The sequence below is a fragment of the Achromobacter sp. Root83 genome (genome assembly GCF_001428845.1).
In the GTDB taxonomy this organism is placed as follows: domain Bacteria; phylum Pseudomonadota; class Gammaproteobacteria; order Burkholderiales; family Burkholderiaceae_B; genus Achromobacter.
The window spans coordinates 52,779-78,789 of the sequence record NZ_LMIU01000006.1 but is presented as its reverse complement, the minus strand read 5'-3'; the positions used below and the strand labels follow the sequence as shown (position 1 = coordinate 78,789).

The following is a 26,011-nucleotide window of genomic DNA, read 5'->3' as shown; positions in this document are numbered from 1 at the left end:
GTTGCGCGCATTCGAAAACGTACGAACCACTAGCCTGAACGCAATCGCCCACTACCGATATAGGAGGATTATTAAAGTTCCTCGCGCGTGGCGCGTGCCCTCATCGCCCTGGCGCTTGCGTCATGCCAGGTGTCCCGCCGCGGGCTCCATCCGCCCGCGCGGGCCTCCATCCTCGAATGCAATCATCCTGGACGCGTCGACACGGCTTGCACTTTTGTTCAGGCATTCAAGAAATGCCTGAAGGGCAGGGCCTTGTTCCCTGCCTGAGCAAAAGAAGCAGCCGATCTCGCCGTAATCCAGGACCTCGCCGACATCGATAGCCCGCAGCATGCCACCCCGAATGAATGGGTCGGCTACGCCCTTGACCATCAGGGCGAGCGTACGGTTGTTCTGCAGAAGGCTGATGTCGGTAAGCAGGGACGTCGACTCCGTCACGACGGCCGGCGGGGCCATGCCAACGCGGGTGAACAGGCTTTCCGCGACATGTCGGAATGACGAGCCGCGCGGCGGGAGCATCCAGGGGAATTCGTGCATCCGCGCCCAGGCGGTGGCACCCGTTTCCGCAAAAACGTGTTTGGCGCCGGCCACTACACAGAACGCATCTCGGTAGAGCCGCGTCACGGCGAGCTCGCCCGCATCGGCATGCCAATCCCAGCCGTCGGGGATGCGTCCGATCACCAGGTCCAACTCGCCCGTCCTCAGCAGCGGCAGCAACTGGTTCAGCGATCCTTGGCGTACAGAGACGATGACCCCGGGCGCGGCTTCGCGAAGTAGATCGAGCGCGCCGGGGATGACGGATACGGACGCGGAGTTCAATGTGCCAACCAGGACATAGCCCGACGTGCCGCGATGATAGGCGTCGACGTCATCGTTCAGCCTGCGCAGGTCGGCAAGAATCGAACGCAGGTGACGCGACACCAGTTCGCCGATTTCGGTGACGGTAACGCCACGCGGCCCGCGGATAAGCAGCGGCGCCTTGAAATGGTGTTCAAGTTCCTGGACGATTTTCGTCACCGACGGCTGAGTGAGATTCAGCGCTGCGGCAGCCTTGATCAACGAGCCGCTCGTGACGATCTGATCGAATACGACCAACTGATAGAACTTCACTTTGCGAGTAAGGGAGACGACCGATTGCTTCATTAGGGAATGACCCGCAAGCGGTACGTTGCGGCGGTGAGTGGATTTGAACTCCCCTTTATAGGCAACTAGTCTGAAGAACACCTTAAAGGGGAACGACCCCTCTGGCCGGGAGGCGGAAACAGCGCCATCGCCGGTGACACATTCTTGCATTGGGGCGGCGCCGCGCGCTTTCATTGCGTTTCTTCCGGGCGAGACTTAAATTTCTAAACGGACTCTGTCCGCCGCCAGTGCGCGCGTTTGTTTTTTGTCTCTAGCTGGTCAATCCGTTTCGGAGAGCATCGTGAAGAGAAGAACATTCCTGACCACGGGTGCGACTGCCGTCGCCACGTTATCCACTCAACCGGTTTTCTCGCAGTCCCCGCCCGTACCCGGGCAGCCTCTGGCGCCCGTCGATCTGGCTTCCGCGGCGGCGCGCGTGCGCGCGCAGTTCCTCAAGGATTTCGATCCCGCGTACATCGAGAACGTTATTATTCCGCACTTCCTCGTCAGCGTTTATCAGGGCGAGCGGCCAGTACTGCCCATGATCGACGTCACGCTGACCAAGGAAAACGCCTTGCCCAATGACCTGTGGGGATTGCTCAGCAAGACTTGGCGTCCCGCGCCGCAGGATGGCGTCACCGTGTTTCTTCAGGGTCTGGAAAAGCGGGGGCCCGACAATCTGCGCAAGCGGATCTATATGTCCGCCGTAACGCCCGACCTGTACCGAAGCCAGTACGGCGATAAGATCACGGCGTTCTTCGACAAGTTGCTGAGTCCAGCCAATGCCGGAAAGCCCTTGATGCGGCCGTATCTTGAAGGGTATTGGGACCTGTACTGGGACCTGCACCTGGGTGTGAAGAACGAAGGCATTCCGCAGCGGGTGCGCCAGATCGGTGAGGCCTTCAATACGGTGCTGGCTTACCGCGACCCGACCCAGCGTATCGTGTACGAGAACTACATGACGGTGCGCGCGCATCTGGATTTCCTGAAATCCTGGATCGATGAGAAGCTGGCCGACATTTCATCGGGCAAGATCCCGAATCCCGAAAAGACCTTTGCCTGGTACTGGATGAAGAACGGCGAGGAGAGCGAGCATTTCAGCCACAAGGACGTGGTCTTCGAGTGCTTCCATAATTTCGTCGCGTTCAGCCAGTGGGGAAATACGCTTTACAACGTCATGTTGAAGCTGGCGCGCGACACGGGCGACGGCGACACGAAGGCATGGTTCAAAAAGACCATGGAAGGGAATTACGACGATGCCCAAGGGACCACCTTTCCGCCCCTGGAGCGATTCGTGATGGAGCTTTTCCGCACGATTTCGCCCAATGGCGGAAGCATCTCGGCCCTGGAGGAAACCCGGCCGCCCCGTTTTGAACGTCACGGCTATATCGTCAGCCCGCACACCAGCACCAGCAAGGATCCGGTGCAGTGGAAGAACCCCGAAGCGTTCGATCCCTCACGCTACGAAACGGCGCCCACCAGCAAGGATGTCAATCAGGCGCATATCGAAAAGATGGGTCTGGCGGGCTGTCCGTTTCAGCCGGCGTCCTTCGCCGTGAAGGACGGGCGCAAGGCCGAAATGCAGAATAGCGCGTTCGGCACGGTGTTCGGCGTGGCTGACGGCAAGGCGATGCCGGTGTGCGATTTCGCCGGGTTCGCGCCATTCGGCTTTGGCTACCGGCGTTGCCCAGGCGAGCAGCTCACCATCCACGCGATCGAAGATTTTCTGCGCAAGGTTTGGAAAGAGAAGATCGAGTTCGTGAAATTGGACATCGTCAATCCGGAACCGCTGCCTATCGGTCCAACCACGGTGATCGGCGATAACGTCGGCTTTGTCAGGGGAACCTGACCCTTGCAGCGCGCCGCGGCGCACGGCCTGTCTTGGGGGAGGGCCGATGCGCCGCCGTGCGGCTGGATTCAAGGCAGTACGCGGACCGATTCGGCCTCGATTTCGGGAGGGCGGCGCAGTCCGGTATCGACCTCACCGACAACTTCGATCTTGTCTTTCTCGGTGATGGGCTGCTTGGGGAAATCGTCGTCGTCGATCTCCATCACGATTTCGCCAGTGCCGTCGGAGAACATATAGGTTTCCGATCTGATCTTGCTTAGCAGATGGCCCTGCACTCGAACCATCTGACCATCGACCGGTTTGGCCAGGATTTCGGCCACGGTTGGCGTGAGCACCTGAGCGCCCTGGCCGGTGAACTGCGCCCAAGAGGGTGCTGCGACAGCCGAGATGAGAATCGCCATGGCGCAATGCCAAGGCCGGACCCGTATGCTTACAGTCATGGAGACCTCCAGAATCAGAACGAGCGCGTCAAACCGGCAGGGCTGAAACCTGCCGGGTCCAATACCGCCGGCTTTCAGCCGCCAGCGGTCAGGTCAGGAACGTGAGCATGCCGTTGCTCAGGTCGTACATCGATCCGACGATCTTGATTTTTCCTTCCTTTTCCAGGCCGGCCAGGATAGGGCTGTTCTTGCGTATGGCGTCGACGGTATGTTGAACATTCGTCTTCGCGACGGCGTCGACAAATGCCGCATTCTTGCCGTTGCGTTCGCCCGAGAACTTGGTTGCCTCGACCGCGGGCTTGATCACCTTGAGCAGGCCCGTCAGGTGGCCCAGCTCTACGTTGTCGATGGCGCCAGCGACCGCACCGCATGCGGTATGTCCCATGACCAGCACGACCTTGGCGCCGGCCGCCGCGCATGCGAATTCCATGCTGCCCAGCAAATCGTTATTTGAAATGTTGCCCGCGATCCGCCCGTTGAATGTGTCGCCGATGCCTGTGTCCAGGATGATCTCGGCGGGGGCCCGGGAGTCGATACAGCTGAGGATTACCGCCGCGGGGAATTGTCCCGAGGCACTGGACCGCTTCTGGGCCAGGTAGTCGTGCTGTTGAGGCTTGCCGGCGCGAAAGCGCTCGTTGCCCTGCTTCATCATATCGATGACCTGATCCGGGGTCATTGCATCGCGCTGCGCCTGAGTAAGCGACGCCGCGTCGGCCCCGCGCGGCACCAGCGATACCGCGGCTATCGCCGCTGCCGTTCCGGCGCCTATGCCTGCCTTCAACAAGGTGCGGCGTCCGGGGTCCTGAGGGTGTCTTGCCATGCAACAATCTTTGATCGCTTCCATGAACTATCCCCTATATGCAGCCCGCAAGAGATAGACCGCAAGCCGCGGCTATTCATTCAAGGGCCGGCCATACGTCACCATGATTTATGGCGTGTACATTCTGGACCGCTTTTTCGCGAGGTACAACGGTTTTGCATGTTGTAACCCGGGGCGGAACAGGGCGCGCCGGCGTGCCCGGCGATCAGGGGATTACAAATGCGCACCACAGGTGGCCCTATTTTTTGTTGTTTTCCGGCCGAATGAATGGCATAGTTTTTTCGCACGACAAGCCCCAGCTGGCTTAAGGCCGATTTAGCCAACCAATACGAAAGGTGAATCATGCGATACCTTTACATCGTATTAATAGTGTTGCTAACTGCAATCGTACTTTCGTTCAAAATCCAGAATTTCGACGCGGTCACATTGTCGCTCTGGTCTTCCACCGTCACGTTGCCCGCCTCGGTACTGGTCATCGGCGTGTATATCCTGGGAATGTTCACTGGCGGCTTTCTACTGAGCCTGCTGCGTTCCGCATTCCGTGGCGCTACCAACCGCACCCCCTCATGAAGCTGGTTCCAGCAAGTCGACGCCCGCTGGCTGCTTGAGTGCCGGCGGGAACGCTTATCAAGGAGCGATTCCGATGAAAAGGCTATTCCTGGTTGTCTCCACATGCCTGATTGCGGGTTGCGCGTCCTCCGTCGCGACTCAGAACGACCTGGCCAAGTATGGGACTCCTCCCAGCGAAGACGATCTGTACCAGTACATGTCGACGCTGCGCGATTCCATGCCGCCCACGCGCTACGTCAGCTATCGCGACAAGGGGTACGCGGACTCGGTCAAGAAGGGGACCTACACCGGCGAAGATGGCAAGCCCGTGGCGGGCTGGCAGTATGACTTTGAGGTCGCCGGCTACGACCAGGTCGGACCCAACCAGCTGCAATGGACCGCGCGGCGGGTCGTGTTCTTCAATGGCCGCCCGATCGGCGGCTTCGACGCGAACGGGAATTTCATGCGCAGCGGCGCGCAGCCGCCGGCCCCGCAGGCGCCCGCGCCCGCGGCAGCGCCCGCACAACCGCGATGAGCCCGCATCCATCCTTCATTGCGTCATACCGGAGAACGCATCATGCAAGAGCATCAGCAGGCAATTGAGCGGGGCCCCCTGAGCGTGATCGCCGTGGCGGCCATTCTTGGCCTGGCCGCCATGCTGGGAGGCTGCGCCAATCCTTCGGCCTCATCGCGCGTCTATACCTTCGATCAGGCCCAGCGCGCCCAGACGGTGACATTGGGATATGTCATCGGGGTGCGCCCCGTGACCATCCAGGCGGCGCAGACGTCAGGCCTGGGCGTCATTGCCGGCGGCGCGCTGGGCGCCGTGGCGGGCAACGCGGTGGGCGGGGGATCGGGACGGCGGATCACGACCGTTGGCGGCGCGGTCGGCGGGGCAATGGCCGGCAATGCGGTCGAAAACGCCAGCGCGCGCCGGCAGGGCCTTGAAATCACCATACGCCTGGACAGCGGCGATACGCGCGTCATCACGCAGGAAGCGGATGTGCCTATCTCCACGGGTCAGCGAGTGCAGGTCGTCACGCAGGGCGGGATAAGCCGCGTTGTCGGCATCTGATCGCCGATCCGGTGCGCTGCGGGTTGCGGTGTTTGCGCGCCTCTTTCACCGCAATACCTGCGGGCAATATCTTGCGTGAGCGGTGGACATCGGCACGCTGACGCCCATGGACCGCCACGCCGAAGGCGTGGTCGACATGATCCTGGACGCCACCGCCAACTGCGATCCTCCCGTCACGCGCGGCCGCCTGTTCGGATGGCACGCCGCGCTGTTTCCGACCGGCTATTCCGGCCTGTCCAGAATCAACGCGGGCGCCTGGCGCGACGATGCCGACGGTCCGATGCCAGTGGTGTCCGGGGGGATCGGCCGACAGTGGGTCCGTTTCGAAGCGCCTCCGGCGGCACGCCTGGAAGCCGACGTCGCAGCGTTCCTGGCATGGCTGAATGCCACGCAGGACAGCGCCGGCGCGCGCGCCATGCCGCCGCTGATCAAGGCGGGCCTGGCCCATTTATGGTTCGTCTCGCTGCATCCCTTCGACGACGGCAATGGCAGAATCGCGCGGTGGATCAGGCCCACCTGCTGCTGGACGGGGTGCTCGTCAGGATGCGCTATTGGCAGCGCTGGGCGACTTAGCCCCTTAACGACCGGCAGGCCAGGATGCTCAATAAGCTGCTGGACGGCCTCGAAGGCAAACTGACCACCAGCATTGGGCGGCCATCGCCAGGTGTTCGCCCGTTTTCACGATGGTCACGGTGAGGAATAGGCGGCAACGATGCGATCAGCTTTGGTTCTACTAACGGCGTTGCTGCTGCCTGGGGCCGCCTGGCCACAGCCAACCCCATCCCGCGACACGAGCGATGGCGGGTTCGACGCGAGCGAATTCCTGCTGGAACACAGAGGCGTTCTGCCAGTACCCGTCATCATTACCGAGCCTGCCGTAGGCTACGGCGGGGGCCTGATGCTGCTGTATTTTTCTGAGTCCAGGGGCGATTCCGGCGGGGAGGGTCAAGCCTCTGGGGAGCGCAAAGCTCCGCCCAATATCACCGGTATCGGCGGATTGGCAACGGAGAACGGGACACGCGGAGGCGCGCTTTTCCATTTTCATAGCTGGGCTGGGGATCGCTACCGGTATCTGGGCGCCTTGGCCCAGGGACGGGCGAATCTTGATTATTACGGCGCGTTCAATCACGGCCGCAGCTATGAGGTGAAGGGTACCTTTCTGCTTCAGCAAGCGCTGGCGAAACTTGGCGACAGTCCATGGTACCTTGGGCCGCGATATACCTATTTCCGATCCAATACGCGATTTACCGGAGCGACGGCTAGCGAGCTGTCGGCGGCACAGATGTCCGGTCATATCGGCAAGGCCGGGTTGGTGCTGGATTACGACACCCGGGACAACATTTTTTATCCCAACCGCGGATCCTATGCGCGGTTGCAAGCCGAGTTCGCGCGTAGTTGGCTGGGAAGCGACCAGTCGTTCGAAGCCTATGGCACGCGCGGTTACTCATGGGTACCGTTGGCGCCCAGGTGGACCCTGGGCTTGCGCGCCGATGGGCAGTTCACCCGCGGCACGGTGCCGTTCTACGCCCAACCCTACGTGGACCTGCGTGGGGTGTCGCGCGGGCGCTACCAGGACCGCGATGCAGTTGCGGTAGAGACGGAATTGCGTTGGAACCTCACGCCACGCTGGTCCTTGCTGGGTTTCACCGGAGCGGGAAAGGCCTATGGAAACTGGCGTTCGTTCTCGGAGGCGACCACCGTCGTCAGCGTCGGCGCCGGCTTCCGATATCTGATCGCCAGCAAGCTGGGCCTGGCGGTGGGCGTAGACGTGGCGCACAGCAAAGACCAGAATGCCTTCTATATCCAGATAGGATCGGCGTGGCGATGAAGGCCCGTCGCAGTAGCGGCGCAGGGAAATCTCCGACATGCTTAATTTCTTTCGCCAGTCATGGCTAGTCCAAGGGTAATCGAATGAACTATTCCCTCGTTCTTGTGAGCATTGCCTTGGTATTCTTCGTGCTGCTGCTGGCGGCCATGCAGATCGGGCGATGGCTGGGCCGCGGATCCGATGAAAAAAGCGGCTCGGGCTCCGCCGTCATTGAAGGTTCGGTATTTGCATTGCTGGGGCTGCTGGTCGCCTTCACCTTCTCGGGCGCCGCACAGCGTATGGCCGACCGCCGCGATCTGCTGGTGCAGGAGGTCAACGCAATCGGGACGGCGTGGCTGCGCATCGACATGCTCGACGCCGGCCACCAGCCCGTGCTGCGCGCCCAGTTCCGGCGTTATGTGGATGAACGCATCAACTATTACCGCAACGTTGCAGACCTGGCGCACCGCGACGCGATTGCGGCAAAAGTGGGGGATCTGCAGAAAGAGATCTGGGCCACGTCGATGCGGGCCGCGCGTGACAGCGTTCCGCCATTTGCAGTGTCCTATGCCGGCGCGGTCAACGACATGTTCGACGTCGCGTCAGCGCAAACCGTGGCGCAGAAGGTCCATCCGCCCATTGCGACATACGTATTCCTGGGCTTTCTCGCCTTGGTCGCCGCCTGCTTGGTAGGCCTGAACCTCGCGGCGGCGCCGCGCAAGACGCTGCTGCATCAAGTGGTCTACGCGATGGTAATGACGGTCGCGCTGTACATCATCATTGACTTCGAGTTTCCACGCATCGGCACCATCCGCATCGATCAGAGCGACGCCTTGCTGGCTGCGCAAAGAGAAGCGATGGTGGATCCTGTGGGCGGGGGCAGGTAGGAGATAGGCGTGGACCCAGCGAACAGACCGTGGGCGCGGCGGTGAGTTCCTGACCCTGGGGTCGATTCAGGCCGTCCCGCTTCCCTGCACGAGAGGTCCCATCGCCCGCGTTTCCGACGGCGGCTCTCCGAAGAGGGCGCGATACCTCGCCAGCGCGTACGCCGAGTACGGATAGCCGCCCCGTTCGAAAAGGTCGGCAATCGTTGCCGCGCTTTCACGAGAATCGAGCAGGGCGGCGCGAATCGCATGGAGCTGCCTCAGGTGCAGATATTGCATGGGCCCCAGCCCAAAACAGTGATGGAAGAAGCTGTTGAGGGATCTTGCGCCGACTTGCGGGCAGTCCAATTGGTACGACTGCTGCGCCGCGGCGTCCCACGCGCGAAAACGTTTCAGCATGGTGTCGGTCAATTCGTGGGGAGAGGCGCGAGGCCGTCCCACCACGCGCCTCGGCCGCCATTCGCGCGATCCCAGCAACGCCAACAGGGCGTGTTCTATCAGCGTCCGGCCGATGGCAGGCGGCGTGCGCGGGTCGGTTGCAATGAGCGCCGCGTTTCTCAAACCCTCGATCGCACGGGGCGGTGCGGTCTGCATGGCCGTCGCCCGGCACCAACGGCGCAACACCTGGCCCGCCATATCATCCGCGAGAAACAGTGGAAACGACGTGGGCACCGCAATGGTGATCCATGTGTTGGGGCCGACGGCGCGGAAAACGAATCCCCGTCCCGGCGCGATGATGCCGATCTTGTCGCGCGCGAAGGGAACGCCATTCAGCCATGTGGGGCCGGGACGGCCCTCGGATATCAGGAACATGAGATGCGAGGGCCAGCCCGCAGCCTCGCACAGATTTGGTACGGTTTCGATGCCCCGCTGGACGGTTATGCCGTCCACGTCAAGGTTGCCGAGCTGCCATTTCCCGTCGTGCGGACCAAGAAGGCGGACACTCAGGTCAGCGTTGACCACTGCATTCTGGAATTCCTCGAACGACTCGAATCGCTGCAATTCCATGAGATCTCTCTGTAACCGGCGAGGGAGTTTTTGCCAAAATTAGCATGGACTTCGGCGCAGGTCACTAGTGAGAATAGGGGGGACGCTCAGTTCAAGATGCCCATGCCTCAGGATTCATTACCCGCCAACCGTGACAAGCCCTTTCTACTGGTCGACGGCGACGGCCTTTCGCGTCTTCAATGCCAGATCGGCCTGATTCCGGCAAGGGGAGCGGGGCTCAAGCGGCGCGCCTTGGTCTATGCGCTGGTAGCGTGGCTGCCCCTGGCCATCGCGTCTTGGCTGGCCGGCAGTCCCGCCGTGCACGACGGCAGCATGACCGAGACGCTGCTGGGCCATTACGGGATACACATCCGCTGCCTCGTGGCCATTCCGTTACTGGTTCTGGCCGAAGGCATAGCGCAGAAGAATCTTGCACTCTGCCTGCTCGAATTCAAACGGTCCGGGCTGGTGGATGAGGCCCTGGCTCCGCGCTTCGATGCAGTCATCGACGGCGTCGTCCGGCTCAAGAAGCGTGCATATCCTTGGGTCATCATCGGAACGCTGGCCGCCGCCTGGACGGCGGTTTTTCTGATTTCGCCAAACCCGGACGAGGTTCAATGGGCGGGGCCCCGCAGCGGCGGCTTGGGATTTGGCGCATGGTGGTTCCTGCTGGTAAGCCGGCCTATCTTTGCCGTCCTATTGCTGGCTTGGGTCTGGCGGCTGGCGCTCGTGGGCGTGCTGTTGCTGCGCATTGCGCGCCTGCCGCTCAAGCTCGTGGTGATGCACCCCGACCGAATGGGCGGATTGGGCTTTCTGGATCGGCTGCCGATGGTGTATGCGCCGTTCCTGTTTTCGGTGTCGGCCGTGGTCGCCGGGGCATGGGCCCATACCGTGTTCTATCACGGCGTTACCGTGCCCTCGCTTTACCTGCAGGTCGCCACCTTGCTGCTTTTGCTGATACTGACCGGGATGGCTCCGTTGCTGGTGTTTTCGGGAATGATGGCGGGCGCCAAGCGGCAGGCGCTGCTGGATTACGGCGTCTTGCTTGCCGAACACGGAAGGCTGGTGGACGCCCGGTGGATCCGTAAAGAACAGATCGCTGAAAATCCGATGCTCGATGCGCCAGAGCTTGGTCCGGTCGCCGACATTCAGGCGATGTATCAGGCCGTGGCCGCGATGCGCCCCGCCGTGATCAGCAAGTCCATTCTGTTCAAGATCGCACTGCCAGCGGCGTTGCCCTTGTTGGTACTGGTTGCCACGCAATGGCCAGTGAAAAGCACATTGTCCAAACTTCTCTTCACGCTGTTGTAGCGGCCACGGCATCGCCAACGCGGGGCCAAGCGAAGCGGGTTCATAGCGCGTGTGCAATCCATGAATGAAGTTCCAGGAGAGGTGGATGAAAACCCAGGACGTCGTGATCACAGCATGTCTATGCTTTGCCGGGCTGACCGCACTGCGGCCTGCCTTCGGCCAGGCCGAGGCCGACGCCGCGGCCCAGGCGAATAACCCGCTGGCCAATATGACGGCCTTCAACATGCAGAACTACTACATCGGCCGCCAGACCGAGACCGGCAGAAGTGCCAACCAGTTCTGGCTGCGCTACGCCCAGCCTTTCTCCATTTCCAAAAGCAACTGGCTGATGCGCGCGTCGTTGCCCGTCAATTCCTTCCCGGTCGAAGGCCATCACACGACCGGCATCGGCGATCTCAATGTGTTCGCCGCCTACCTGATGGACACGGGCAACCCGGCTGTCAGCTTTGGTTTCGGTCCACAGATCACGGCGCCGACGGCCACGGACAAATCGGTCGGCAGCGAAAAGTGGTCCGCCGGATTGGTGAACGTCCTGTTCAACGCCAGCTCGCCGAAGTTCCAGTACGGTTATCTGCTTTCGTGGCAAAGCAGTTTCGCCGGTTCAAGCCGGCGCGAGGACGCCGACCTGGTGGCGCTTCAGCCCTTCGCCATGTACCAGTTGGGGGGAGGCACCTATCTACGGTCAACGCCCATCTGGACCTACAACCTGTCGAACGATGGCTACAGCGTGCCGTTGGGCCTGGGCATAGGGCAGGTGATCAAGCACAACAGGACCGTATATAACTTTTTCATTGAACCGCAGTTCTCGGTCGCCAGCCGCGGCTCCGGCCAACCCGATTGGCAAATCTACATGGGATTGAATCTGCAGTTTCCAAATTGACATTGCGCGCCCCGTCCGGTCATGCGTTGTCGCAAGGGCGGAACATACGAACCAACCCGAGGAGTTTAGATATGAAGACCAGCAAAACACTCTTGGCATCGTTTTTCAGCGGAGCGCTCTTTGCCGTGTCCGCACAGGCCTTGGCGGGAAAAATGGAAACCGTGGATTCGGCGATCGGAAAGCTGGAGTTCGACGGCGGCTATCCCACCGAAAAAACCATGTCCCATCTGCTGGACGAAATGGATTTCATGCGCGCAACGCAGGCGTACATGTGGGGTATCCCCGCCGCCGGCATGATCGAATGGAAGAACGCCCAGGACAAGGTATTCAAGTCCGCGAATGGCCAGCTGGTGTCGTTTGTCACCCAGAAACAGAAACAGGGCATCCTGACGCCCAATTACACAACCCCCTACATCGCGGCCGTTGCCGATATTTCGAAGACGGGCCCGCTGGTCCTGACCCTGCCCAAGGGGTTGATGGCGGGCATGGTGATGGACGTCCACCAGCGCGTGCTGTCGGACTTGGGCGTGGTCGGACCCGACAAGGGCGAAGGCGCAAAATATCTGATTCTGCCTCCCGGCCACGAAAAGATCGCGCCCGAAGGCTACTTCGTCGTGCAGTCGCCATCGAACAACGTCTTTTTCGGCGTGCGCCTGCTGGGTGCGGACAAGGCGGAAGCGGTCAAGACACTGGTGCCGCAGATCAGCACATCACTCTATAACGACGGCAAGGGTGGCACCCCCTGGAAGGTCATGCCCGCCGCGGAAGAAGCATGGAGCCAAACCCCCCGCGAAGGCATGGCGTATTGGCAAACCATCAACCAGTTGGTGCAGGAAGAAGCCGTCAACGACCGTGACCGGTTCATGCTGGAACATCTGCGCTTCCTGGGCATCGAAAAAGGCAAGCCGTTCAAGCCGACAGCGCAGCAGAAAGCCGTTCTTGAAAAGGGCGCGGTCGTCGGCCAGGCCATGGCCAAGGCCAACAACTACGCGAAGCGTTTCGAACCCGCGTTCTGGAACGACACCCATTGGAAGCACGCCATCACGGTGAGCGTGGACCAGCGCGCCGACAACTGGGACCAGTTCGACGAGCGCGCCTCGTGGTTCTACGAAGCCGTTTCCATTTCCAAGGCCATGCTGACCCAGACGCCTGGGGTGGGGCAGCGCTATATCGTGACGTACCAGGACAAGGACGGAAAATGGCTGACGGGTGAACACACCTACAAGCTGCACGTTCCCGCCAATGTCCCCGCCAAACAGTTCTGGTCCTCGACGGTCTACGACGAGAAAGAGCGTCAGATGATCGTCAACGATGAGAAATCGCCGGACCTGTCGTCCACCAAGCAAGGGCTGAAGGCGAATGCGGACGGGTCCGTGGATATCTACTACGGACCCAAGCCTGTCAAGGGCTTCGAGCAGAACTGGGTGCAGACCAATCCTGGCGAAGGCTGGTTCACGTATTTCCGCTTCTATGCCCCCACCGAGGCGTTCTTCGACAAATCGTGGGCGCTGGGCGATATCGAGCGGGTTGAGTAGCCACGACATCCAGACCAGGCGGGAACAGCCGAAAATGGACATTCATTCCGAGATACTGTCTTTGGAATCGCGGATGTGCCGCTCCATCATCGGACAGGAACGGGTCGTGCGCAGCATCATTATCTGCCTGCTGTGCGACTCGAACCTGCTGCTGGAGGGGATGCCGGGGCTGGCCAAGACACGCGCCATACGCAGTCTTGCCGCGAACCTGGATGCGACCTTCAAGCGCATCCAGTTCACCCCGGACCTGTTGCCCGCCGACATCACCGGGTCGGAAATCTATGTGCCTGATTCCGGTTCAGCACAAGACGCCTTTCAGTTCCGCCAGGGCCCGGTGTTTGGCAACCTGGTCCTGGTGGACGAAATAAACCGCGCCCCGGCCAAGGTCCAGTCGGCGTTGCTCGAAGCCATGGAAGAGCGGCAGATCACCGTCTCGGGCAAGACCTACGCACTGCCCAGGCTGTTCATGGCGCTGGCGACGCAGAATCCGGTGGAGCAGGAGGGCACGTACAACCTGCCGGAGGCCCAGCTCGACCGATTCCTGATGAAGGTGCTGGTCGATTACCCATCGGCGGAAAGCGAAAAGGGAATTCTTGATCTCGTTCGCAGAGAACACCGGCAAAAGTACGCCGACCGCAAAAGCGCGGAAAAACCGGCGGAGGAAGAGCGCGTCAAGCTGGACAAGGAAGCGATCTATCGCGCCTGGGAGGCCATCGCCGATATCCATGTCAGCGAACAGATCAAGGATTACATCGTCGCCGTCGTCCAGGCCAGCCGCTACCCCGGCCGCCATGACGCGCAGTTGGCCGAATGGCTTGCCGCGGGCGGCAGCCCGCGCGCGACCCTGGGCATCGAGCGCGCCGGACGTGCCCACGCCTGGCTCAATGGCCGTGATTACGTCGATGCGTCAGACGTCCAGGCGGTCGCGCACGATGTGCTGCGCCATCGGCTCGTGCTCTCGTTCCAGGCCGCCGCCTCGGGGGTCACGGTCGAAAAGGTGATCGACAGGATCCTGAGCCTGGTCATAGCAGGTTGATGCCCATGCCTGCCCAGGAAGGAGTCTACGTCGACCTGAGTGAGCTGGTTTCGTATGAAGCCCTGGCGCGGCAGATCGCGGTCAGCTTCCCCCGTGTGACTTCGAACCTGCTGCAAGGAAACCGGCCATCGCGCGTCAATGGCCGCGGCGGCGCGTTCGACCAGATCCGGCCGTATTTCCACGGCGACGACGTGCGAGACATCGACTGGAATGTCACCGCGCGCATGGGCGGCGCGCCGTTCGTCCGGATGTACCACGAAGAACGGCAGCGGCCCTTGCTCCTGCTGGTTGACCAGACCAAGGACATGTTCTTCGGCACCCGGACGCAACTGAAGTCGGTGCTGGCCGCCAGGCTCGCCGCGCTGCTGTTATGGATGGCCCATCACCGCAAGCAGCCTTACGGCCTGGTGATCGTCGAGGAAGACCGGGTGGTGTCCTGCCCCCCGCGCCATCACAAGGGCCACTTGATTCATGCCTTCACTTGCCTGGCGCGCGCCAATCAGGCGCTGTCGGCCGACCGCCAGCAAACCCGCGCCGTCGAACGGTTGCCGCAAGGGCTGCGCCGCCTGCTCGCCCTGATCACGCGCGATACGCTGGCCGTGCTGGTCAGCGACTTCCACAATCTGCGGGAAGACGCCTGGCATCTGATCGGCGAAGTGGCCATGAAGACACAGACGCTGGCCATCCCGGTCTACGACGGGATCATGGACAACTGGCCGCAGCGGGGGCAGTTCCTGGCCACCTATGGGGCCATCGAAGCGGAACTGACGTTCCCTTCGACGCCTCGGCGCCAGGGGGTCGAAGGGCGCGCCCGGCAGAACCTCGCGGCCCTGCAGGACCGCCTCGCCAAAGCGGGGGTGGGCGCAACCCCGTTTTCGACCTACCTGCCGGCGCATGAGCAATTGTGCAAGGCCCTGAATATTGCCGGAGGCAGCCCATGAGCGCACCGGTGCGCAGCAGCGTTCCCGGTATGGATATGCCGGTGCTGTCGGAGCTGGACCTGCCGGCGCGGGTAAGCATGTTTCCCCAAACCTTGGCATGGAAACTCCTGCTGGCGGCCGCGCTGCTCGCACTGGCGGTGCTGGTGCTGCTGAAGTATCGCAAGTATGTGCGCGAGCGTTGGCGTCGACAGGCAATGGCGCTGGCGGCGGATGCGAAGGAGGGCGCGCGCAGCGGCGCGTGGTTCGAACTGATCAAGCGGGTTTCCCTGGTGCACACGGCCAGGGAACGGCTGGCGGCGCTGGACGATCGTAGCTTGCTCGAACAATTGGCCGCTTTGGACGAGCCCGCCCGCAAGGCAATGTTGGACGGACATCATCGGCGCCAGGACAAGTTGCCGGAAGGGGTGAACGACGCCGTGGCCCGCGCCTTCGCGCAATGGCTCGAGGGGCTTCCCGATGTTAGATAGCATGTTGCCCTGGCTGCACAGGATCGAGTTCCAATGGGCCTGGCTCTGGCTGGTGCTGCCGTTGCCGCTTGCCGCGCGCCTGTTGCCGCCGCCAAGGCTCGCGCATCGCCAGAGTGTCCACGTTCCCAATCTGCCGAACCTGTTGCCTGATGCCCAACCGGCCGCGCGCACGCCGGGCCGGGGCAAGATCAGGGCGATCGTGTTCGGCGCGAGCTGGTTCTGCCTGGTCCTGGCCGCCGCCCGGCCGCAGTTGACCATGCCGCCCAGCTACCAGGAGGTGTCCGTGCGCGACCTGGTATTGGTCCTGGACGTATCGGCCTCGATGGCCACGGAAGACATGCGGGACGGCCAGGGTGAAAGCGTCAGCCGCCTGTCGGCCATGCAGGAGGCAGTCAGGTCCTTCATCCGGGCGCGGGACGAAGACAATATCGGTCTCATCGTATTCGGCAGCCAGGCTTATCCCTTTGCGCCATTGAGCCGCGACCACCAGGTGCTGATGGCGCGCATCGACGAGCTGGCGCCCGCCATGGCCGGGCCGCAGACCAGTATCGGCGATGCGCTGGGCAGCACCATCAAGATGTTGCAGGGCATGGCGCCATCCTCGGTGCCGGGCACTCAACAGGAGCGCATGGTCGTGCTGCTGACGGACGGCAGGGATACCTCTTCGACGCTGCCGCCCGAAACCGCGCTGCGGCTTGCAAAAGATGAGCACATGACCCTGCACACCATCGCCATGGGCGGGACGAATGAAGACATCGATCTGGATCTGCTGAAGAAAATGGCCGCGCAGACGGGCGGCACCTTCCATGCCGCAACGCAAGGCACGGCGTCATTGCAGGGCATCTACGACACCATCGACCGCTTGACGCCGCGCAACGTCACCCGCCTGGGTTGGTCGTACCGACTGCCGCTCTATCCCTACCCATTGGCGGCTGCCCTGTTCGGCCTGTTCATCCTGTTATTGAGTCTTACCGGACGGCGGGGCGGGCATGGCTGAACTGCATTTCCTGAGACCCTGGTGGCTGCTGGGCGCCGTGCTGTGCTTTGTCATGGCCGTGGCACTTCGCAGGCGCGCTTCCGGGCGCACTGCCTGGCGCCAGGTAATAGACCCCAAGCTTGCCCCTGCGCTGATCCGCCAACACGCGGGTCGAGGTTCATGGGGCGCCATCGAGACCATTGGACTGATGCTGGCGATCGGCATGCTGGCCTTGTCTGGCCCATCCTGGAACAAGCAACTGCCAGACGAGCTGAAGGACGAGGCAGCGGTCATCGTGATACTGGCCAACGGCAACTCGATGTACGCGGGCGACATCGCCCCCAATCGGAACCGGGCCGCCAAGGAGAAGATCCAGGCCCTGCGGCGGCTGATGCCGCAGTCTTCGTTCGGTGTGATCGCCTATGCGGACACCGCCCACCTGGTCATCCCGCTGACGCGCGACGACGGTTTCTTCGATCTTTTCCTGCCGCCGCTCGAACCTGACATCATGCCGCGGAGCGCCTTGGGCCGCAGCGGGTTGGAGCAGGCGCTGGATCTGGCCCAACAGACCGCCGCCACCGCCAGCGTGCCGGTAAACGTCATCGTGATGACCGACAGTCTGTCCGAGCAGGATCCGCTGGACCTGATCCGCTTCCGGGAGCAGCGCCCCGCGTTGGAAGTGCTGGTGGTGGGCTCCGGGAACGAGGGCGGGTTGCGCTTCGCACCCGCCGGCGTCAGCCCGGAGACCACCCAGGTGCCGGTGGACGAGTTCGTATCGCTGAAAAATGAGGGCGTGCCTGTCATCACGATCACCCCCGACGGCCAGGATCTCGCCTGGCTGGCGCAACACGTGCGCGGCACATTGGTCCAGGCGCAGAAGGAAGACCCACGGTGGCAGTGGCGGGACTCGGGCTACTGGCTGGTGCTGGCGATGCTGCCCCTGGGGTTTTTGCTGTACCGGCAAGTGACCGCGTTGAGCATTCTGGCGCCGTTGATGCTGCTGCTTGCCGGCGCATACTCGCCCGACGCTCACGCGGGCTGGCAAGACCTGTGGTGGACGCCCGACCAGCTTGGGCAGCAGGCGCTGGAGGAGGGCGACTACAAAAGGGCGGCCACGCTGTTTTCCGACGGCTACCGCAAGGGGCGCGCCTACTATCTGGATGGAAACTACGCCGCGGCCACGGCGGCCTTCCGGCAGGTTCACAGCGCGGAAGGGTACTTCTACCTGGCCAACAGCCTTGCGCGGCAGCAACAGTTCCAGTCCGCGCTGAAGTATTACGAACTAGCCTTGCAGGCCGAACCCGGCCTTGAGCAAGCCAGCGCCAACGCCAAGAAGGTGAAGGCGGTGCTGGATGAGCTTGCCAGGAAGCCTGGCACGCGCGAGAAACAGGACGGCGACAACAACGACTACAGCTCGATCCGGATCGAGCTGGACGCCAACCGGAGCAAGGAAGAGGGCGGGCCCGCGGGACAGCAGGCCATGAGCGCGGAGGAACTGAAGCACTGGATGTCCAACGTGCGGACGTCGCCCAAGGATATGCTCCGGGCGCTCTTTCTCTTGCAGGCCCAGGCGCGTCAACAACAGGAGCAAGAGTGAACGCCCGGAGCCTTCTGGCTGCCTGCGCGCTGTGGCTGCCATGCGCCGTGGCCGGCCAGGCCGATGACTGGCAGGCCAGCCTGGAGCTCAGGCCTGCCGGTGATGCAGCGGCGCCGCCGCCGGCTGTGCTGGTGCCGAAACAGAGCCTGGTGATGAAGGTCACCGTCTGGATGCCGGAGCAGGTCAATTGGAATCCCCGATACCCGCAATGGGACATGCCTGGCGCCACCATCCTGCCGTTGCTGATGCTGACGCCAACCGTGCAGCGGGACGGAGGGCAGTCCACGCAGCGTGGCGCCACCCAGAACTATCTGCTGACCCCGCTGGCGGAAGGCGAACTGCGCCTGAGTCCGGAAGCGATCAAGGTCTATCCCGATGCGGCGGATTCGCCCGTGTTGCCGATCATGCCTGTCACGCTGCGCGTGGCATTGCCGGCCGGCGCCCTCCCCCTGTCCGGGTTTCTACCGGCATCTGGACTCGAAGCCGAACAACACTTCTACCTGGTGTCCGGCGATCGGCCGCCGCAGGAAGTGGCGCGCGAGGCGCTGAGCCAACTGCGGCTGCAGACCGGGCAGATGCTCGAGCGCAGAATCTCCATCCAGGCCCTGGGCTTGCCGGCAAGCCAGATCCCGGCCGTGCAACCGCGGCAAGACGCAGCGATCCAGCGCGAATCCCAGGCCGCCGACCTGAACGACTACGGCGACTTTACGGGAGGAAAAAGGACCGAGCGCTGGTTCTATGCGCCGGGGGACCAGGAAACGCAGTCACTGGGCGACGTGTCGATCCGCTGGTATGACCTGGGTTCGAGGGAATTCAGGACGGCCAACCTGGAAGGGGGCCAGATTCACGCGGTCGTGGACAAGCGTGCGGCAGGGGAAATCCCGTTGTCCTGGCACGAACGGCTGCGGCTGCTATCGGCAAGGCAATGGCTGACCGGCCTGGCGGGCGCGGTCCTGCTGCTGGCGGTGGCGATCGTCCTGTGCCGCGGCGGGGGCCGTTTACTGTGGCGTACGGCGCGCAAGTGGCGGCAACGCATCGCCACGGCCGAACGTTTTCTGTTCCTGGCGGCATACAGTCAGATTGCCTTGTGGGGGACGGGAAGCCCTAGAGCGTGGCGCGCCTGCCAAAGGTGGATGATGCGCACGGGTGCGGCGGGTATGGTTGACCCCGCGGGTGTTCTGCGCGAATGGGGCAAGGCAAAGTACGGACCTTCACGTGAATCTGGCATGCCAGGGCGTTGGCGCGTGCAGAACGAATTCGTGAGGTTGAGAGCAGTCTTCAAGAAGACAGCAACGACCGGTAGGCGACGTCATGGGCTCCCGAATTTGTCTGGCCTGCAGGGTGACTGAGGCTCGGCCGAAGGGTTGGCTGACATGGAGCATCCATGAGGAACGTGGGGACAGTCGCCAACACCATCGGAATTACGCATAATGTGTATTATGTAAAGTAGGTTATGGACGAAGCTGAGCGGAACGCAGGACGCAACCTGCTAAATAGTTCGACAATCGTTGTAAGATCGAACCATGGATGAAGATCAAGCTGTTCTTGCCCTCGGCGCCCTTGCCCACGCCCAACGTTTACGCGTATTTCGCGCGCTCGTGGTCGCTGGCCTGAAAGGTCTGACGCCCAGCGTCTTGGCCGAGCAGCTCGGCGTCGCCCGCAACACCTTGTCCTTCCATCTGAAGGAGTTGTCGCACGCCGGCCTGGTCAGCATCGAGCAGCACGGCCGGAATCTGATCTACCGGGCCGACTACTCGCGGATGAATGGGCTGCTCGGCTATCTCACTGAATACTGCTGCCAAGGTTCCCGCTGCGATGGTTCAGACGCCGGGCCCTGCACTGCGCGCTGATCGGGAGCCGTTCATGAAACACTTTCCCGTTCCTCGGCAACCTGTCGGGGCTATCCGGTGACAGGGGCACCCGTCAGGGTTGTGGGTACCCTGGGCACGGCTCAAACGCTGGCCTGGGCTTCGTCCTACTACCTGCCGGCCATGTTGGCAACGCCGATGGCCGATGAACTGGGTGTACCGGCGCCGACGGTCTACGCGGCCTTTTCCGGCGCAATGGTGATATCGGCCCTGGTGGGTCCCTGGGCAGGGCAAGCGATCGACCGTCACGGCGGACGTGTCGTCCTGGTCATCACCAGCCTGGTTTTCGCGCTTGGACTGGCCCTGCTTGGCCTGGCCCAGGGTCTTCCTTCGATGGTCGCCGCGTGGCTTATCATCGGCGTGGCGATGGGCGCAGGCCTGTACGAAGCTGCCTTTTCCAGCCTGGTCCGCCTGTATGGACACCACGCGCGTGGCGCCATCACGGGCATTACCCTGATTGCGGGTTTTGCCAGCACCGTCGGCTGGCCGCTGTCGGCCTGGATGGAAACCCAGTTCGGCTGGCGCAGCGCATGCTTCGGCTGGGCTGGCTTGCATCTGTTGATTGGCTTGCCGCTGAATGCCTGGCTTCCGAAGCCGCTGACTCAGACGAAAGTCGACGAGCGAGCCCTGGCGGAGCCAACCAAGGCAGTTTCTGCGCCATCCCCTGCTTCCACGCCTGAACGCCCGGGGTTCGCAACCGCCCTCCTCGCCTTCGTTTTTGCGGCGACTTGGTTCATCAGCACGGCCATGGCAACGCATTTGCCGCGGATGCTGGAGGCCGCGGGGGCCACGCTCGCGGCGGCAGTCGCGGTAGGCGCGCTTATTGGTCCCGCGCAGGTGGCCGGCCGCGTGCTCGAGTTCGGGTTTCTGCGACGCGTCCATCCCTTGCTGTCGGCACGCCTGGCCGCGTTGGCGCACCCCGCGGGCGTGGTGGTTCTGCTGATGGCAGGTCCGGCCATGGCACCGGTATTTGCGATCCTGCATGGCACGGGCAACGGCATCCTGACTATCGCGAAGGGCACCTTGCCGCTGGTGCTGTTTGGCGCCCAGGGGTATGGGGCGCGCCAGGGGTGGCTGATGATGCCCGCGCGGATCGCGCAGGCTCTGGCCCCGCTCCTTTTCGGGCTTGCGCTGGACGCGTGGGGAGCCAACGCTTTATGGCTGTCCGGAGCCATTGGCCTGACCGCCTTTGCCGCGCTGATGCTGCTGCGCGCCCAGTCACACGGACAATGACGTTTCAATTTTGCACCTAGAGAGGTATTCCATGAGTTCCATCATCATTTATCACAACCCGGCCTGCGGCACGTCGCGCAATGTGCTCGGCCTGATCCGCAATACCGGCGAAGAGCCGACGATCATCGAGTACCTGAAGACCCCGCCGGATGCCGCAACGCTGAAGTCGCTGATTGCCGCCATGGGGATACCGGTGCGGGATGTGCTTCGGCAGAAAGGCACGCCGTATGACGAGCTGGAGCTGTCGGACCCGAAGTGGACGGATGAGCAGCTGATCGGCTTCATCGTGGAGCACCCTATTCTGATGAATCGGCCCATCGTCGTCACCCCGGTGGGCACTCGTCTTTGCCGCCCGTCCGAAGTGGTCCTGGACATCCTGCCCCGGCCTCAACTCGATGCCTACGCCAAGGAGGACGGCGCGCCGGTCATCGATGCGGAAGGCCATCGTGTCTAAGCCCCTGGCAGACGTCCCCAACATTGATCCTTCATTGTTGGAACAGCCGTCCGCAGCGGAGTTGTTCTCACCCCAACGGGCAACCCACCCGCCGCGTTTCCTGGTGCTGTACGGGTCGTTGCGGGAGCGTTCCTACAGCCGCCTGGTGGCCGAGGAAGCGGCGAGGTTGCTCCAGGCCCTGGGTGGCGAGACCCGCATATTCAACCCGTCCGGGCTGCCGCTGGTCGACGACGCCGGCGACGACCACCCCAAAGTCCGCGAACTGCACGAGCTGGTTCAATGGTCGGAAGGCATGGTCTGGAGCTCGCCGGAGCGCCACGGCGCCATGACCGGGGTCATGAAGACGCAGATCGACTGGATTCCCCTGTCCGTGGGGGCTGTGCGCCCGACCCAGGGCAAGACGCTGGCCGTCATGCAGGTGTCGGGCGGCTCGCAGTCCTTCAACGCCGTGAACCAGATGCGGGTGCTGGGCCGCTGGATGCGTATGCTGACGATACCCAACCAATCGTCGGTGGCCAAGGCTTACCAGGAGTTCGACGATACTGGCCGGATGACGCCCTCGCCCTACTATGACCGCGTCGTCGATGTCGTCGAAGAGCTGATGAAGTTCACCTTGCTCACTCGGGATGTCGCGCCCTACCTCGTGGACCGCTACAGCGAGCGCAGGGAAACCGCCATTGCCTTAGCGAACCGGATGAAGCAAGCCTCCATCTAGGTCCAACTCGCCAACCGGAATGGATCAGACGCTTGCCGCCGCCCGGCTCAAGCGCGCGCCTGGTCCATTCAGGCTTCCGATGGCTACTTCATCTTTACCAGATCGTCCGGCTTCCACGTCTGATCGTAGAACGCGTCTTCAGTACCGTACAGGCGCACGGTGGCCAGGAAGTTGCGCGCCGGGATGGTCTGGATGAAGGCTGCGTCGGCCACGCCGTCGGGCTTCTCCGGCCCGAACCAGATTTCCAGCGAGCCATCCGGCTGCTTGGGAATGTCGTAGTAGCCGTTGGTCGACGGCAGCAATTGCTTGGTTTCTGGCATGGTGCCGTCGGTGATGTTGTAGGCGGTGACGGCCCAGAACAGGCTTGCCGGCGGATCTGGCGGCAGACGCAGCTTGTACGTATGGCTGCCGTCCAGGAAGTTGCCGTCCTTGTCCCGCGCGGTGAAGGGGTACTTCGAGCCTGCGCCGGTCGTATGCATGACCATGGCGGGCGCGGATGAATACGCAATCTGGAAGAAGCTCGCGCGCTGGTTGACGTCCAGGTAGCTGTCCTGCATCCACTCCGCAGTGCCACCGGCCCAGGTGTTTTCGTACTGGCGATCTTCGTAGTAGAGGTTCCGGCGGTCTTCCCTGCCCAGTTGGCGCGTCGCCATAATCATCCTTGGCGCGGTTTCCACGGCCTTTTTCAGCAGTTCCTCTTGGCGGGCCGTTGGTTTGAAGGGTTGCCCCTTGACGATGCCGATCGACGCCAGCACCCCGCGCAGCTCGGGGTCGATGGCCGCTATCGGCTCGTAGTCGACGAATGTCTTGAGCTTGGTCCAGTAGGTGTTGTCGGTGGGATACATCATGTTCAGGCGCTTGCCGCTGGCGTCCGGGAATTCCATCGGCTTGGTTTCCTTTTCCGTGGCCCACAGGGGAAAGACGCGGGTGCGCTCGGCATTCTTCACGGCGGGCGCCGGATCAGGTTTGCCGGCGCCCTTGGCCATCACCGTGCGGAAGAACAGGAATACGTTGTATGTGGGCGATTTGAAGGCGAAGTAGCCACCGGGAATCTGGCCTTCGTAGTCCGGCGGCAGCAGCAGATACAGGCCGCCCCGGGCGCGGTCGGGTCCGACCGCGCCGACATCGGTGATCGTGCGCTGGAAAAAATCGGTGAACATGCCGATGACATTGGCCGGCGCGTTGACGACAAGCGGACCTGTCTTCTTCAGGTCCAGGTAGCTCATGGAATAGATTACGTCGGCGTTTGGCGTGGGGACCATCGTGCGCGAGTCCATTCTCGCTTTCCACATTGGCAACACGTTGTAGCCCGCTCCGAACGTCTGCTCCGATCCGTCGCGCATGCCGATGACATTGAGCGCCGGCAGCATCGTCATGTAGGCGTGGACGGCCCGCTGATAGTAGAGCTCGTCGCGCAGGCTTTCGGCCTCTTGGGGGGCCAGCCAGTTGCCATTATTGATCTGCTGGACCAGCGGCGATGCGGCGGCCTTCTCCTGCGCGCCCGCGGGCCCCCACGCCAGAAGTGTGACCAGCGACATGGCGGCCAATGAAACTCTCGATGCTTCGGACATGAATCACCTCGTGGTGTGGAAAATCGCAGCGCTGACTGGCAGGCACAGCGAGGTATTCTGACCAGTGACCCTTTAGGAAGTCCATGATAATTTTGGCAAAAATTCATCCGCCATCCGGGTTCTCCAAACGGAATTGCTCCGTTTTGGATCATTCGATGCGTACGAGGCAACCGTCTGAAGTGGACGGATGAGCAACCGGCCGGCTTCTTCGTGAAGCACCGCTGCTCCGAGGAGTCGAGGCGGCGTTGGGCATCCTCCCTCGCGCCCGCGCGCCGAGCGCGTTATCGTTTCCACTAATTATCGTAATCCCTAGCTTTTACCCTCGTTCTTACGCCTCCATAATTTGCGGAAACGTTTCCATAAGGAGGAAAAATTGAACGCGCAATTGCAGGCGGCACGAGTCAAGACCGTTGTTGACCACATGGCGTTGGAATGCGTCCAGGAGTGGGACAAGGTCATCGAGACTTTCGAACATCCCCGATACGAAATGCACTCCAGTGGCGCCGTCTTCGACGGCGAAAGCGAAGTCATGGGCTACTTCCTTTCCTCGCGTGCCTCTTTCCCCGATCTCAAGAACGAGATCATCGCGGTGGCCGCCGCCGAGGGGACCGATACCGTACTCGTGGAATTCTGGCTTTCGGGCACCCACGCCGGACCCTTCACCGTCGACGGCAAGACCTACGAACCGACCGGTCGCACGTTTCGCGTCCGCATGGCCGCCACGTTCGAGTTCGCGCCGGATTCGGACAAAGTGATCTGCGAGCGCCCCTATACCTGTCAGAACGCCAAGCTGCGTTCCCTCGGGTTGCTGTAGCAGTACCGGCCTTCCCGTTTCAGGAGGCGGGAACCGCAAGGCACAAGGTTGTTCAGTACAAAAAATCCAGGGCGGATCTCGAAAGGACTGCACCGGGAATCCAACTTGAGGAGACAACAATGATGAAGCTGTCCGTTGCAGCGGCTGCGCTGTTTGCCGTGCTTGGCGTGGGTAGCGCCCACGCCGACGACTACCCCAGCCGCCCGATTCGCATGTTATTGCCGTTCTCGGCAGGCGGTGGCGGCGACACACTGGGCCGCATCCTGGCGGAGCGTTTTGCGGTCGAACTGAAGCAACCGGTGATCGTGGAAAACACACCTGGCGCCGGCGGCACCATCGGAATTGCCGCGGTGGCGCGTTCCGCGCCCGATGGCTACACGATAACGATCGGCGGCATGACAACGCACATCCTGTCCCCGTCGGTCTACAAGGATCTGCAGTACGACCCGATCAAAAGCTTCACGTCGCTGGGCGCCATCGGCAACTCGGCGATCATGATCGTGGCGAACAACGACTTTCCCGCGAATGACCTCGAGCAGCTCAAGAAGCTCGCGGCCACTCGTAAGGACCCGGTGCAGTATGCGAGCTGGGGAATTGGCTCCACGGGCCACTTCTGTGGCGAGGTCCTGGTGCAGAAGGGCAACCTCAAGATGCAGCATGTGCCCTATAAGGGAACGACCCAGATCATGACTGACATCATGGGCGGGCACGTTGATATTGGATTCGTCGACATGGCAACCGCGACCCCGCTGGTGACCCAAAAGAAGGTCAAGGGAATCGCGGTCTGCACCAAGCGTTCACCCAGCGTTCCCGACATTCAGAGCTACAAGGAACAAGGCATCGACTTCGATCGGGATCTGAACTGGGCGATGTACGTTCCCGCGGGCACGCCCAAGCCTATCGTGGAGCGGTTGTCCGGCACCCTGGAAAAGGTGCTCAAGGAGCAGGAGGTCGCGACGAAGCTGCTGGGGCTGGGAATCACGGCTCAATACGTGTCTGGCCCGGCCCATGAAAAAGCCAATGTCGCGGACATCGAAGCATGGCGCACTGTTGCGCGTGACGCTGGCATCAAGCCCCAATGAG

General features: G+C 62.3%; 26 protein-coding genes and 1 pseudogene. 22 read left to right on the top strand and 5 right to left on the bottom strand.

Annotation, left to right across the window (positions count from 1 at the left end; all coding sequences use genetic code 11):
* Positions 1–120: 120 nt before the first annotated feature.
* Positions 121–1,314, bottom strand: a complete 1,194-nt coding sequence (locus tag ASE30_RS08610; protein WP_200964413.1) for a LysR substrate-binding domain-containing protein — start codon at positions 1,312–1,314, stop codon at positions 121–123.
* Between the two features lie 70 nt (positions 1,315–1,384).
* Here ASE30_RS08610 and ASE30_RS08605 point away from each other — a divergent pair, with 70 nt between their 5' ends.
* The gene (locus ASE30_RS08605) at positions 1,385–2,968 is read left to right on the top strand and encodes a hypothetical protein (RefSeq protein ID WP_200964412.1); all 1,584 of its coding nucleotides are present in this window, start codon (positions 1,385–1,387) and stop codon (positions 2,966–2,968) included.
* Between the two features lie 68 nt (positions 2,969–3,036).
* On the opposite strand, the gene ASE30_RS08600 is transcribed toward ASE30_RS08605, so the two are convergent.
* Together ASE30_RS08600 and ASE30_RS08595 are read right to left on the bottom strand one after the other, a co-directional pair.
* On the bottom strand, positions 3,037–3,369 hold the full coding sequence (locus ASE30_RS08600) for a NirD/YgiW/YdeI family stress tolerance protein (protein WP_235515226.1): 333 nt from the start codon (positions 3,367–3,369) through the stop codon (positions 3,037–3,039).
* A 127-nt stretch (positions 3,370–3,496) separates the two neighbouring features.
* Positions 3,497–4,228, bottom strand: a complete 732-nt coding sequence (locus tag ASE30_RS08595; protein WP_156407587.1) for a carbonic anhydrase family protein — start codon at positions 4,226–4,228, stop codon at positions 3,497–3,499.
* 342 nt (positions 4,229–4,570) lie between these two features.
* On the opposite strand from ASE30_RS08595, the gene ASE30_RS08590 reads away from it, so the two are divergent.
* The 6 genes and pseudogenes from ASE30_RS08590 (at position 4,571) to ASE30_RS08565 (ending at position 8,546) form a co-directional block, all read left to right on the top strand.
* Complete coding sequence (locus ASE30_RS08590) at positions 4,571–4,798, top strand: DUF1049 domain-containing protein (RefSeq protein ID WP_057283881.1); 228 nt, start codon at positions 4,571–4,573, stop codon at positions 4,796–4,798.
* A gap of 73 nt (positions 4,799–4,871) precedes the next feature.
* Positions 4,872–5,312 carry a hypothetical protein gene (locus ASE30_RS08585; RefSeq protein ID WP_057283880.1) on the top strand — a complete coding sequence of 147 codons (441 nt, stop codon included), beginning with the start codon at positions 4,872–4,874 and terminating at the stop codon, positions 5,310–5,312.
* A gap of 42 nt (positions 5,313–5,354) precedes the next feature.
* Entirely contained in the window at positions 5,355–5,852 is a 498-nt protein-coding gene (locus ASE30_RS08580) for a glycine zipper 2TM domain-containing protein (RefSeq protein WP_057283879.1), read from the top strand.
* A gap of 82 nt (positions 5,853–5,934) precedes the next feature.
* Positions 5,935–6,523, top strand: a pseudogene (locus tag ASE30_RS08575) (Fic family protein); the annotation flags it as partial.
* Between the two features lie 41 nt (positions 6,524–6,564).
* Positions 6,565–7,680, top strand: coding sequence for a BamA/TamA family outer membrane protein (locus ASE30_RS08570; protein WP_057283877.1), 1,116 nt, complete (start codon positions 6,565–6,567; stop codon positions 7,678–7,680).
* Between the two features lie 83 nt (positions 7,681–7,763).
* On the top strand, positions 7,764–8,546 hold the full coding sequence (locus ASE30_RS08565) for a hypothetical protein (protein WP_057283876.1): 783 nt from the start codon (positions 7,764–7,766) through the stop codon (positions 8,544–8,546).
* A 66-nt stretch (positions 8,547–8,612) separates the two neighbouring features.
* Here ASE30_RS08565 and ASE30_RS08560 read toward each other — a convergent pair whose 3' ends face one another.
* Positions 8,613–9,551, bottom strand: coding sequence for an AraC family transcriptional regulator (locus tag ASE30_RS08560; RefSeq protein WP_057283875.1), 939 nt, complete (start codon positions 9,549–9,551; stop codon positions 8,613–8,615).
* A gap of 102 nt (positions 9,552–9,653) precedes the next feature.
* Between ASE30_RS08560 and ASE30_RS08555 the strand changes: the two genes are divergently transcribed.
* The 13 genes from ASE30_RS08555 (at position 9,654) to arsH (ending at position 22,543) form a co-directional block, all read left to right on the top strand.
* Positions 9,654–10,841: a hypothetical protein gene (locus ASE30_RS08555; protein ID WP_057283997.1), complete on the top strand. Its 1,188-nt coding sequence runs from the start codon at positions 9,654–9,656 to the stop codon at positions 10,839–10,841.
* A gap of 85 nt (positions 10,842–10,926) precedes the next feature.
* On the top strand, positions 10,927–11,721 hold the full coding sequence (locus tag ASE30_RS08550; RefSeq protein ID WP_057283874.1) for a hypothetical protein: 795 nt from the start codon (positions 10,927–10,929) through the stop codon (positions 11,719–11,721).
* Positions 11,722–11,792: 71 nt separating this feature from the next.
* Positions 11,793–13,256: a DUF1254 domain-containing protein gene (locus tag ASE30_RS08545; RefSeq protein WP_082601519.1), complete on the top strand. Its 1,464-nt coding sequence runs from the start codon at positions 11,793–11,795 to the stop codon at positions 13,254–13,256.
* A gap of 34 nt (positions 13,257–13,290) precedes the next feature.
* Positions 13,291–14,292 (top strand): MoxR family ATPase, encoded by a 1,002-nt coding sequence (locus ASE30_RS08540; protein WP_057283873.1) that lies wholly within the window; start codon positions 13,291–13,293, stop codon positions 14,290–14,292.
* 5 nt (positions 14,293–14,297) lie between these two features.
* Positions 14,298–15,233 carry a DUF58 domain-containing protein gene (locus ASE30_RS08535; RefSeq protein ID WP_162259913.1) on the top strand — a complete coding sequence of 312 codons (936 nt, stop codon included), beginning with the start codon at positions 14,298–14,300 and terminating at the stop codon, positions 15,231–15,233.
* On the top strand, positions 15,230–15,700 hold the full coding sequence (locus ASE30_RS08530) for a DUF4381 family protein (RefSeq protein WP_082601518.1): 471 nt from the start codon (positions 15,230–15,232) through the stop codon (positions 15,698–15,700). Before ASE30_RS08535 ends, ASE30_RS08530 begins: the two co-directional genes overlap by 4 nt.
* Positions 15,690–16,697: a VWA domain-containing protein gene (locus ASE30_RS08525; protein WP_082601517.1), complete on the top strand. Its 1,008-nt coding sequence runs from the start codon at positions 15,690–15,692 to the stop codon at positions 16,695–16,697. The genes ASE30_RS08530 and ASE30_RS08525 overlap by 11 nt, the downstream gene beginning before the upstream one ends.
* The gene (locus tag ASE30_RS08520; protein WP_057283869.1) at positions 16,690–18,273 is read left to right on the top strand and encodes a VWA domain-containing protein; all 1,584 of its coding nucleotides are present in this window, start codon (positions 16,690–16,692) and stop codon (positions 18,271–18,273) included. Before ASE30_RS08525 ends, ASE30_RS08520 begins: the two co-directional genes overlap by 8 nt.
* Positions 18,274–18,320: 47 nt before the next feature.
* Positions 18,321–19,622, top strand: coding sequence for a BatD family protein (locus ASE30_RS08515; RefSeq protein WP_156407586.1), 1,302 nt, complete (start codon positions 18,321–18,323; stop codon positions 19,620–19,622).
* Between the two features lie 174 nt (positions 19,623–19,796).
* On the top strand, positions 19,797–20,123 hold the full coding sequence (locus ASE30_RS08510; protein ID WP_057283867.1) for a helix-turn-helix transcriptional regulator: 327 nt from the start codon (positions 19,797–19,799) through the stop codon (positions 20,121–20,123).
* 57 nt (positions 20,124–20,180) lie between these two features.
* A complete protein-coding gene (locus ASE30_RS08505) occupies positions 20,181–21,374 on the top strand; it encodes an MFS transporter (RefSeq protein WP_057283866.1) in 1,194 nt (397 codons plus the stop codon).
* A gap of 31 nt (positions 21,375–21,405) precedes the next feature.
* Positions 21,406–21,828: an arsenate reductase (glutaredoxin) gene (gene arsC / locus ASE30_RS08500; RefSeq protein ID WP_057283865.1), complete on the top strand. Its 423-nt coding sequence runs from the start codon at positions 21,406–21,408 to the stop codon at positions 21,826–21,828.
* On the top strand, positions 21,821–22,543 hold the full coding sequence (gene arsH / locus ASE30_RS08495) for an arsenical resistance protein ArsH (protein ID WP_057283995.1): 723 nt from the start codon (positions 21,821–21,823) through the stop codon (positions 22,541–22,543). Before arsC ends, arsH begins: the two co-directional genes overlap by 8 nt.
* Before the next feature lie 83 nt (positions 22,544–22,626).
* Here the strand turns inward: arsH and ASE30_RS08490 are convergent, their stop codons facing one another.
* Positions 22,627–24,114 carry a DUF1254 domain-containing protein gene (locus tag ASE30_RS08490; RefSeq protein ID WP_057283864.1) on the bottom strand — a complete coding sequence of 496 codons (1,488 nt, stop codon included), beginning with the start codon at positions 24,112–24,114 and terminating at the stop codon, positions 22,627–22,629.
* A 373-nt stretch (positions 24,115–24,487) separates the two neighbouring features.
* Between ASE30_RS08490 and ASE30_RS08485 the strand changes: the two genes are divergently transcribed.
* Positions 24,488–24,928 (top strand): nuclear transport factor 2 family protein, encoded by a 441-nt coding sequence (locus ASE30_RS08485; protein ID WP_082601516.1) that lies wholly within the window; start codon positions 24,488–24,490, stop codon positions 24,926–24,928.
* Between the two features lie 119 nt (positions 24,929–25,047).
* Positions 25,048–26,010, top strand: coding sequence for a tripartite tricarboxylate transporter substrate binding protein (locus tag ASE30_RS08480; RefSeq protein WP_082601515.1), 963 nt, complete (start codon positions 25,048–25,050; stop codon positions 26,008–26,010).
* The last annotated feature ends 1 nt before the right edge of the window (position 26,011 follow it).

What these genes read in the sequence shown, in the direction of transcription:
- ASE30_RS08595 (WP_156407587.1), bottom strand. Translation starts at nt 4,228, where the DNA reads ATGGCAAGACACCCTCAGGACCCCGGACGCCGCACCTTGTTGAAGGCA.
- ASE30_RS08560 (WP_057283875.1), bottom strand. Translation starts at nt 9,551, where the DNA reads ATGGAATTGCAGCGATTCGAGTCGTTCGAGGAATTCCAGAATGCAGTG.
- ASE30_RS08540 (WP_057283873.1), top strand. Translation starts at nt 13,291, where the DNA reads ATGGACATTCATTCCGAGATACTGTCTTTGGAATCGCGGATGTGCCGC.
- ASE30_RS08590 (WP_057283881.1), top strand. Translation starts at nt 4,571, where the DNA reads ATGCGATACCTTTACATCGTATTAATAGTGTTGCTAACTGCAATCGTA.
- ASE30_RS08510 (WP_057283867.1), top strand. Translation starts at nt 19,797, where the DNA reads ATGGATGAAGATCAAGCTGTTCTTGCCCTCGGCGCCCTTGCCCACGCC.
- ASE30_RS08585 (WP_057283880.1), top strand. Translation starts at nt 4,872, where the DNA reads ATGAAAAGGCTATTCCTGGTTGTCTCCACATGCCTGATTGCGGGTTGC.
- ASE30_RS08535 (WP_162259913.1), top strand. Translation starts at nt 14,298, where the DNA reads ATGCCTGCCCAGGAAGGAGTCTACGTCGACCTGAGTGAGCTGGTTTCG.
- ASE30_RS08480 (WP_082601515.1), top strand. Translation starts at nt 25,048, where the DNA reads ATGATGAAGCTGTCCGTTGCAGCGGCTGCGCTGTTTGCCGTGCTTGGC.
- ASE30_RS08530 (WP_082601518.1), top strand. Translation starts at nt 15,230, where the DNA reads ATGAGCGCACCGGTGCGCAGCAGCGTTCCCGGTATGGATATGCCGGTG.
- ASE30_RS08565 (WP_057283876.1), top strand. Translation starts at nt 7,764, where the DNA reads ATGAACTATTCCCTCGTTCTTGTGAGCATTGCCTTGGTATTCTTCGTG.
- ASE30_RS08555 (WP_057283997.1), top strand. Translation starts at nt 9,654, where the DNA reads ATGCCTCAGGATTCATTACCCGCCAACCGTGACAAGCCCTTTCTACTG.
- ASE30_RS08570 (WP_057283877.1), top strand. Translation starts at nt 6,565, where the DNA reads ATGCGATCAGCTTTGGTTCTACTAACGGCGTTGCTGCTGCCTGGGGCC.
- arsC (WP_057283865.1), top strand. Translation starts at nt 21,406, where the DNA reads ATGAGTTCCATCATCATTTATCACAACCCGGCCTGCGGCACGTCGCGC.
- ASE30_RS08545 (WP_082601519.1), top strand. Translation starts at nt 11,793, where the DNA reads ATGAAGACCAGCAAAACACTCTTGGCATCGTTTTTCAGCGGAGCGCTC.
- ASE30_RS08580 (WP_057283879.1), top strand. Translation starts at nt 5,355, where the DNA reads ATGCAAGAGCATCAGCAGGCAATTGAGCGGGGCCCCCTGAGCGTGATC.
- ASE30_RS08525 (WP_082601517.1), top strand. Translation starts at nt 15,690, where the DNA reads ATGTTAGATAGCATGTTGCCCTGGCTGCACAGGATCGAGTTCCAATGG.
- ASE30_RS08600 (WP_235515226.1), bottom strand. Translation starts at nt 3,369, where the DNA reads ATGGCGATTCTCATCTCGGCTGTCGCAGCACCCTCTTGGGCGCAGTTC.
- ASE30_RS08610 (WP_200964413.1), bottom strand. Translation starts at nt 1,314, where the DNA reads ATGAAAGCGCGCGGCGCCGCCCCAATGCAAGAATGTGTCACCGGCGAT.
- ASE30_RS08520 (WP_057283869.1), top strand. Translation starts at nt 16,690, where the DNA reads ATGGCTGAACTGCATTTCCTGAGACCCTGGTGGCTGCTGGGCGCCGTG.
- ASE30_RS08490 (WP_057283864.1), bottom strand. Translation starts at nt 24,114, where the DNA reads ATGTCCGAAGCATCGAGAGTTTCATTGGCCGCCATGTCGCTGGTCACA.
- ASE30_RS08550 (WP_057283874.1), top strand. Translation starts at nt 10,927, where the DNA reads ATGAAAACCCAGGACGTCGTGATCACAGCATGTCTATGCTTTGCCGGG.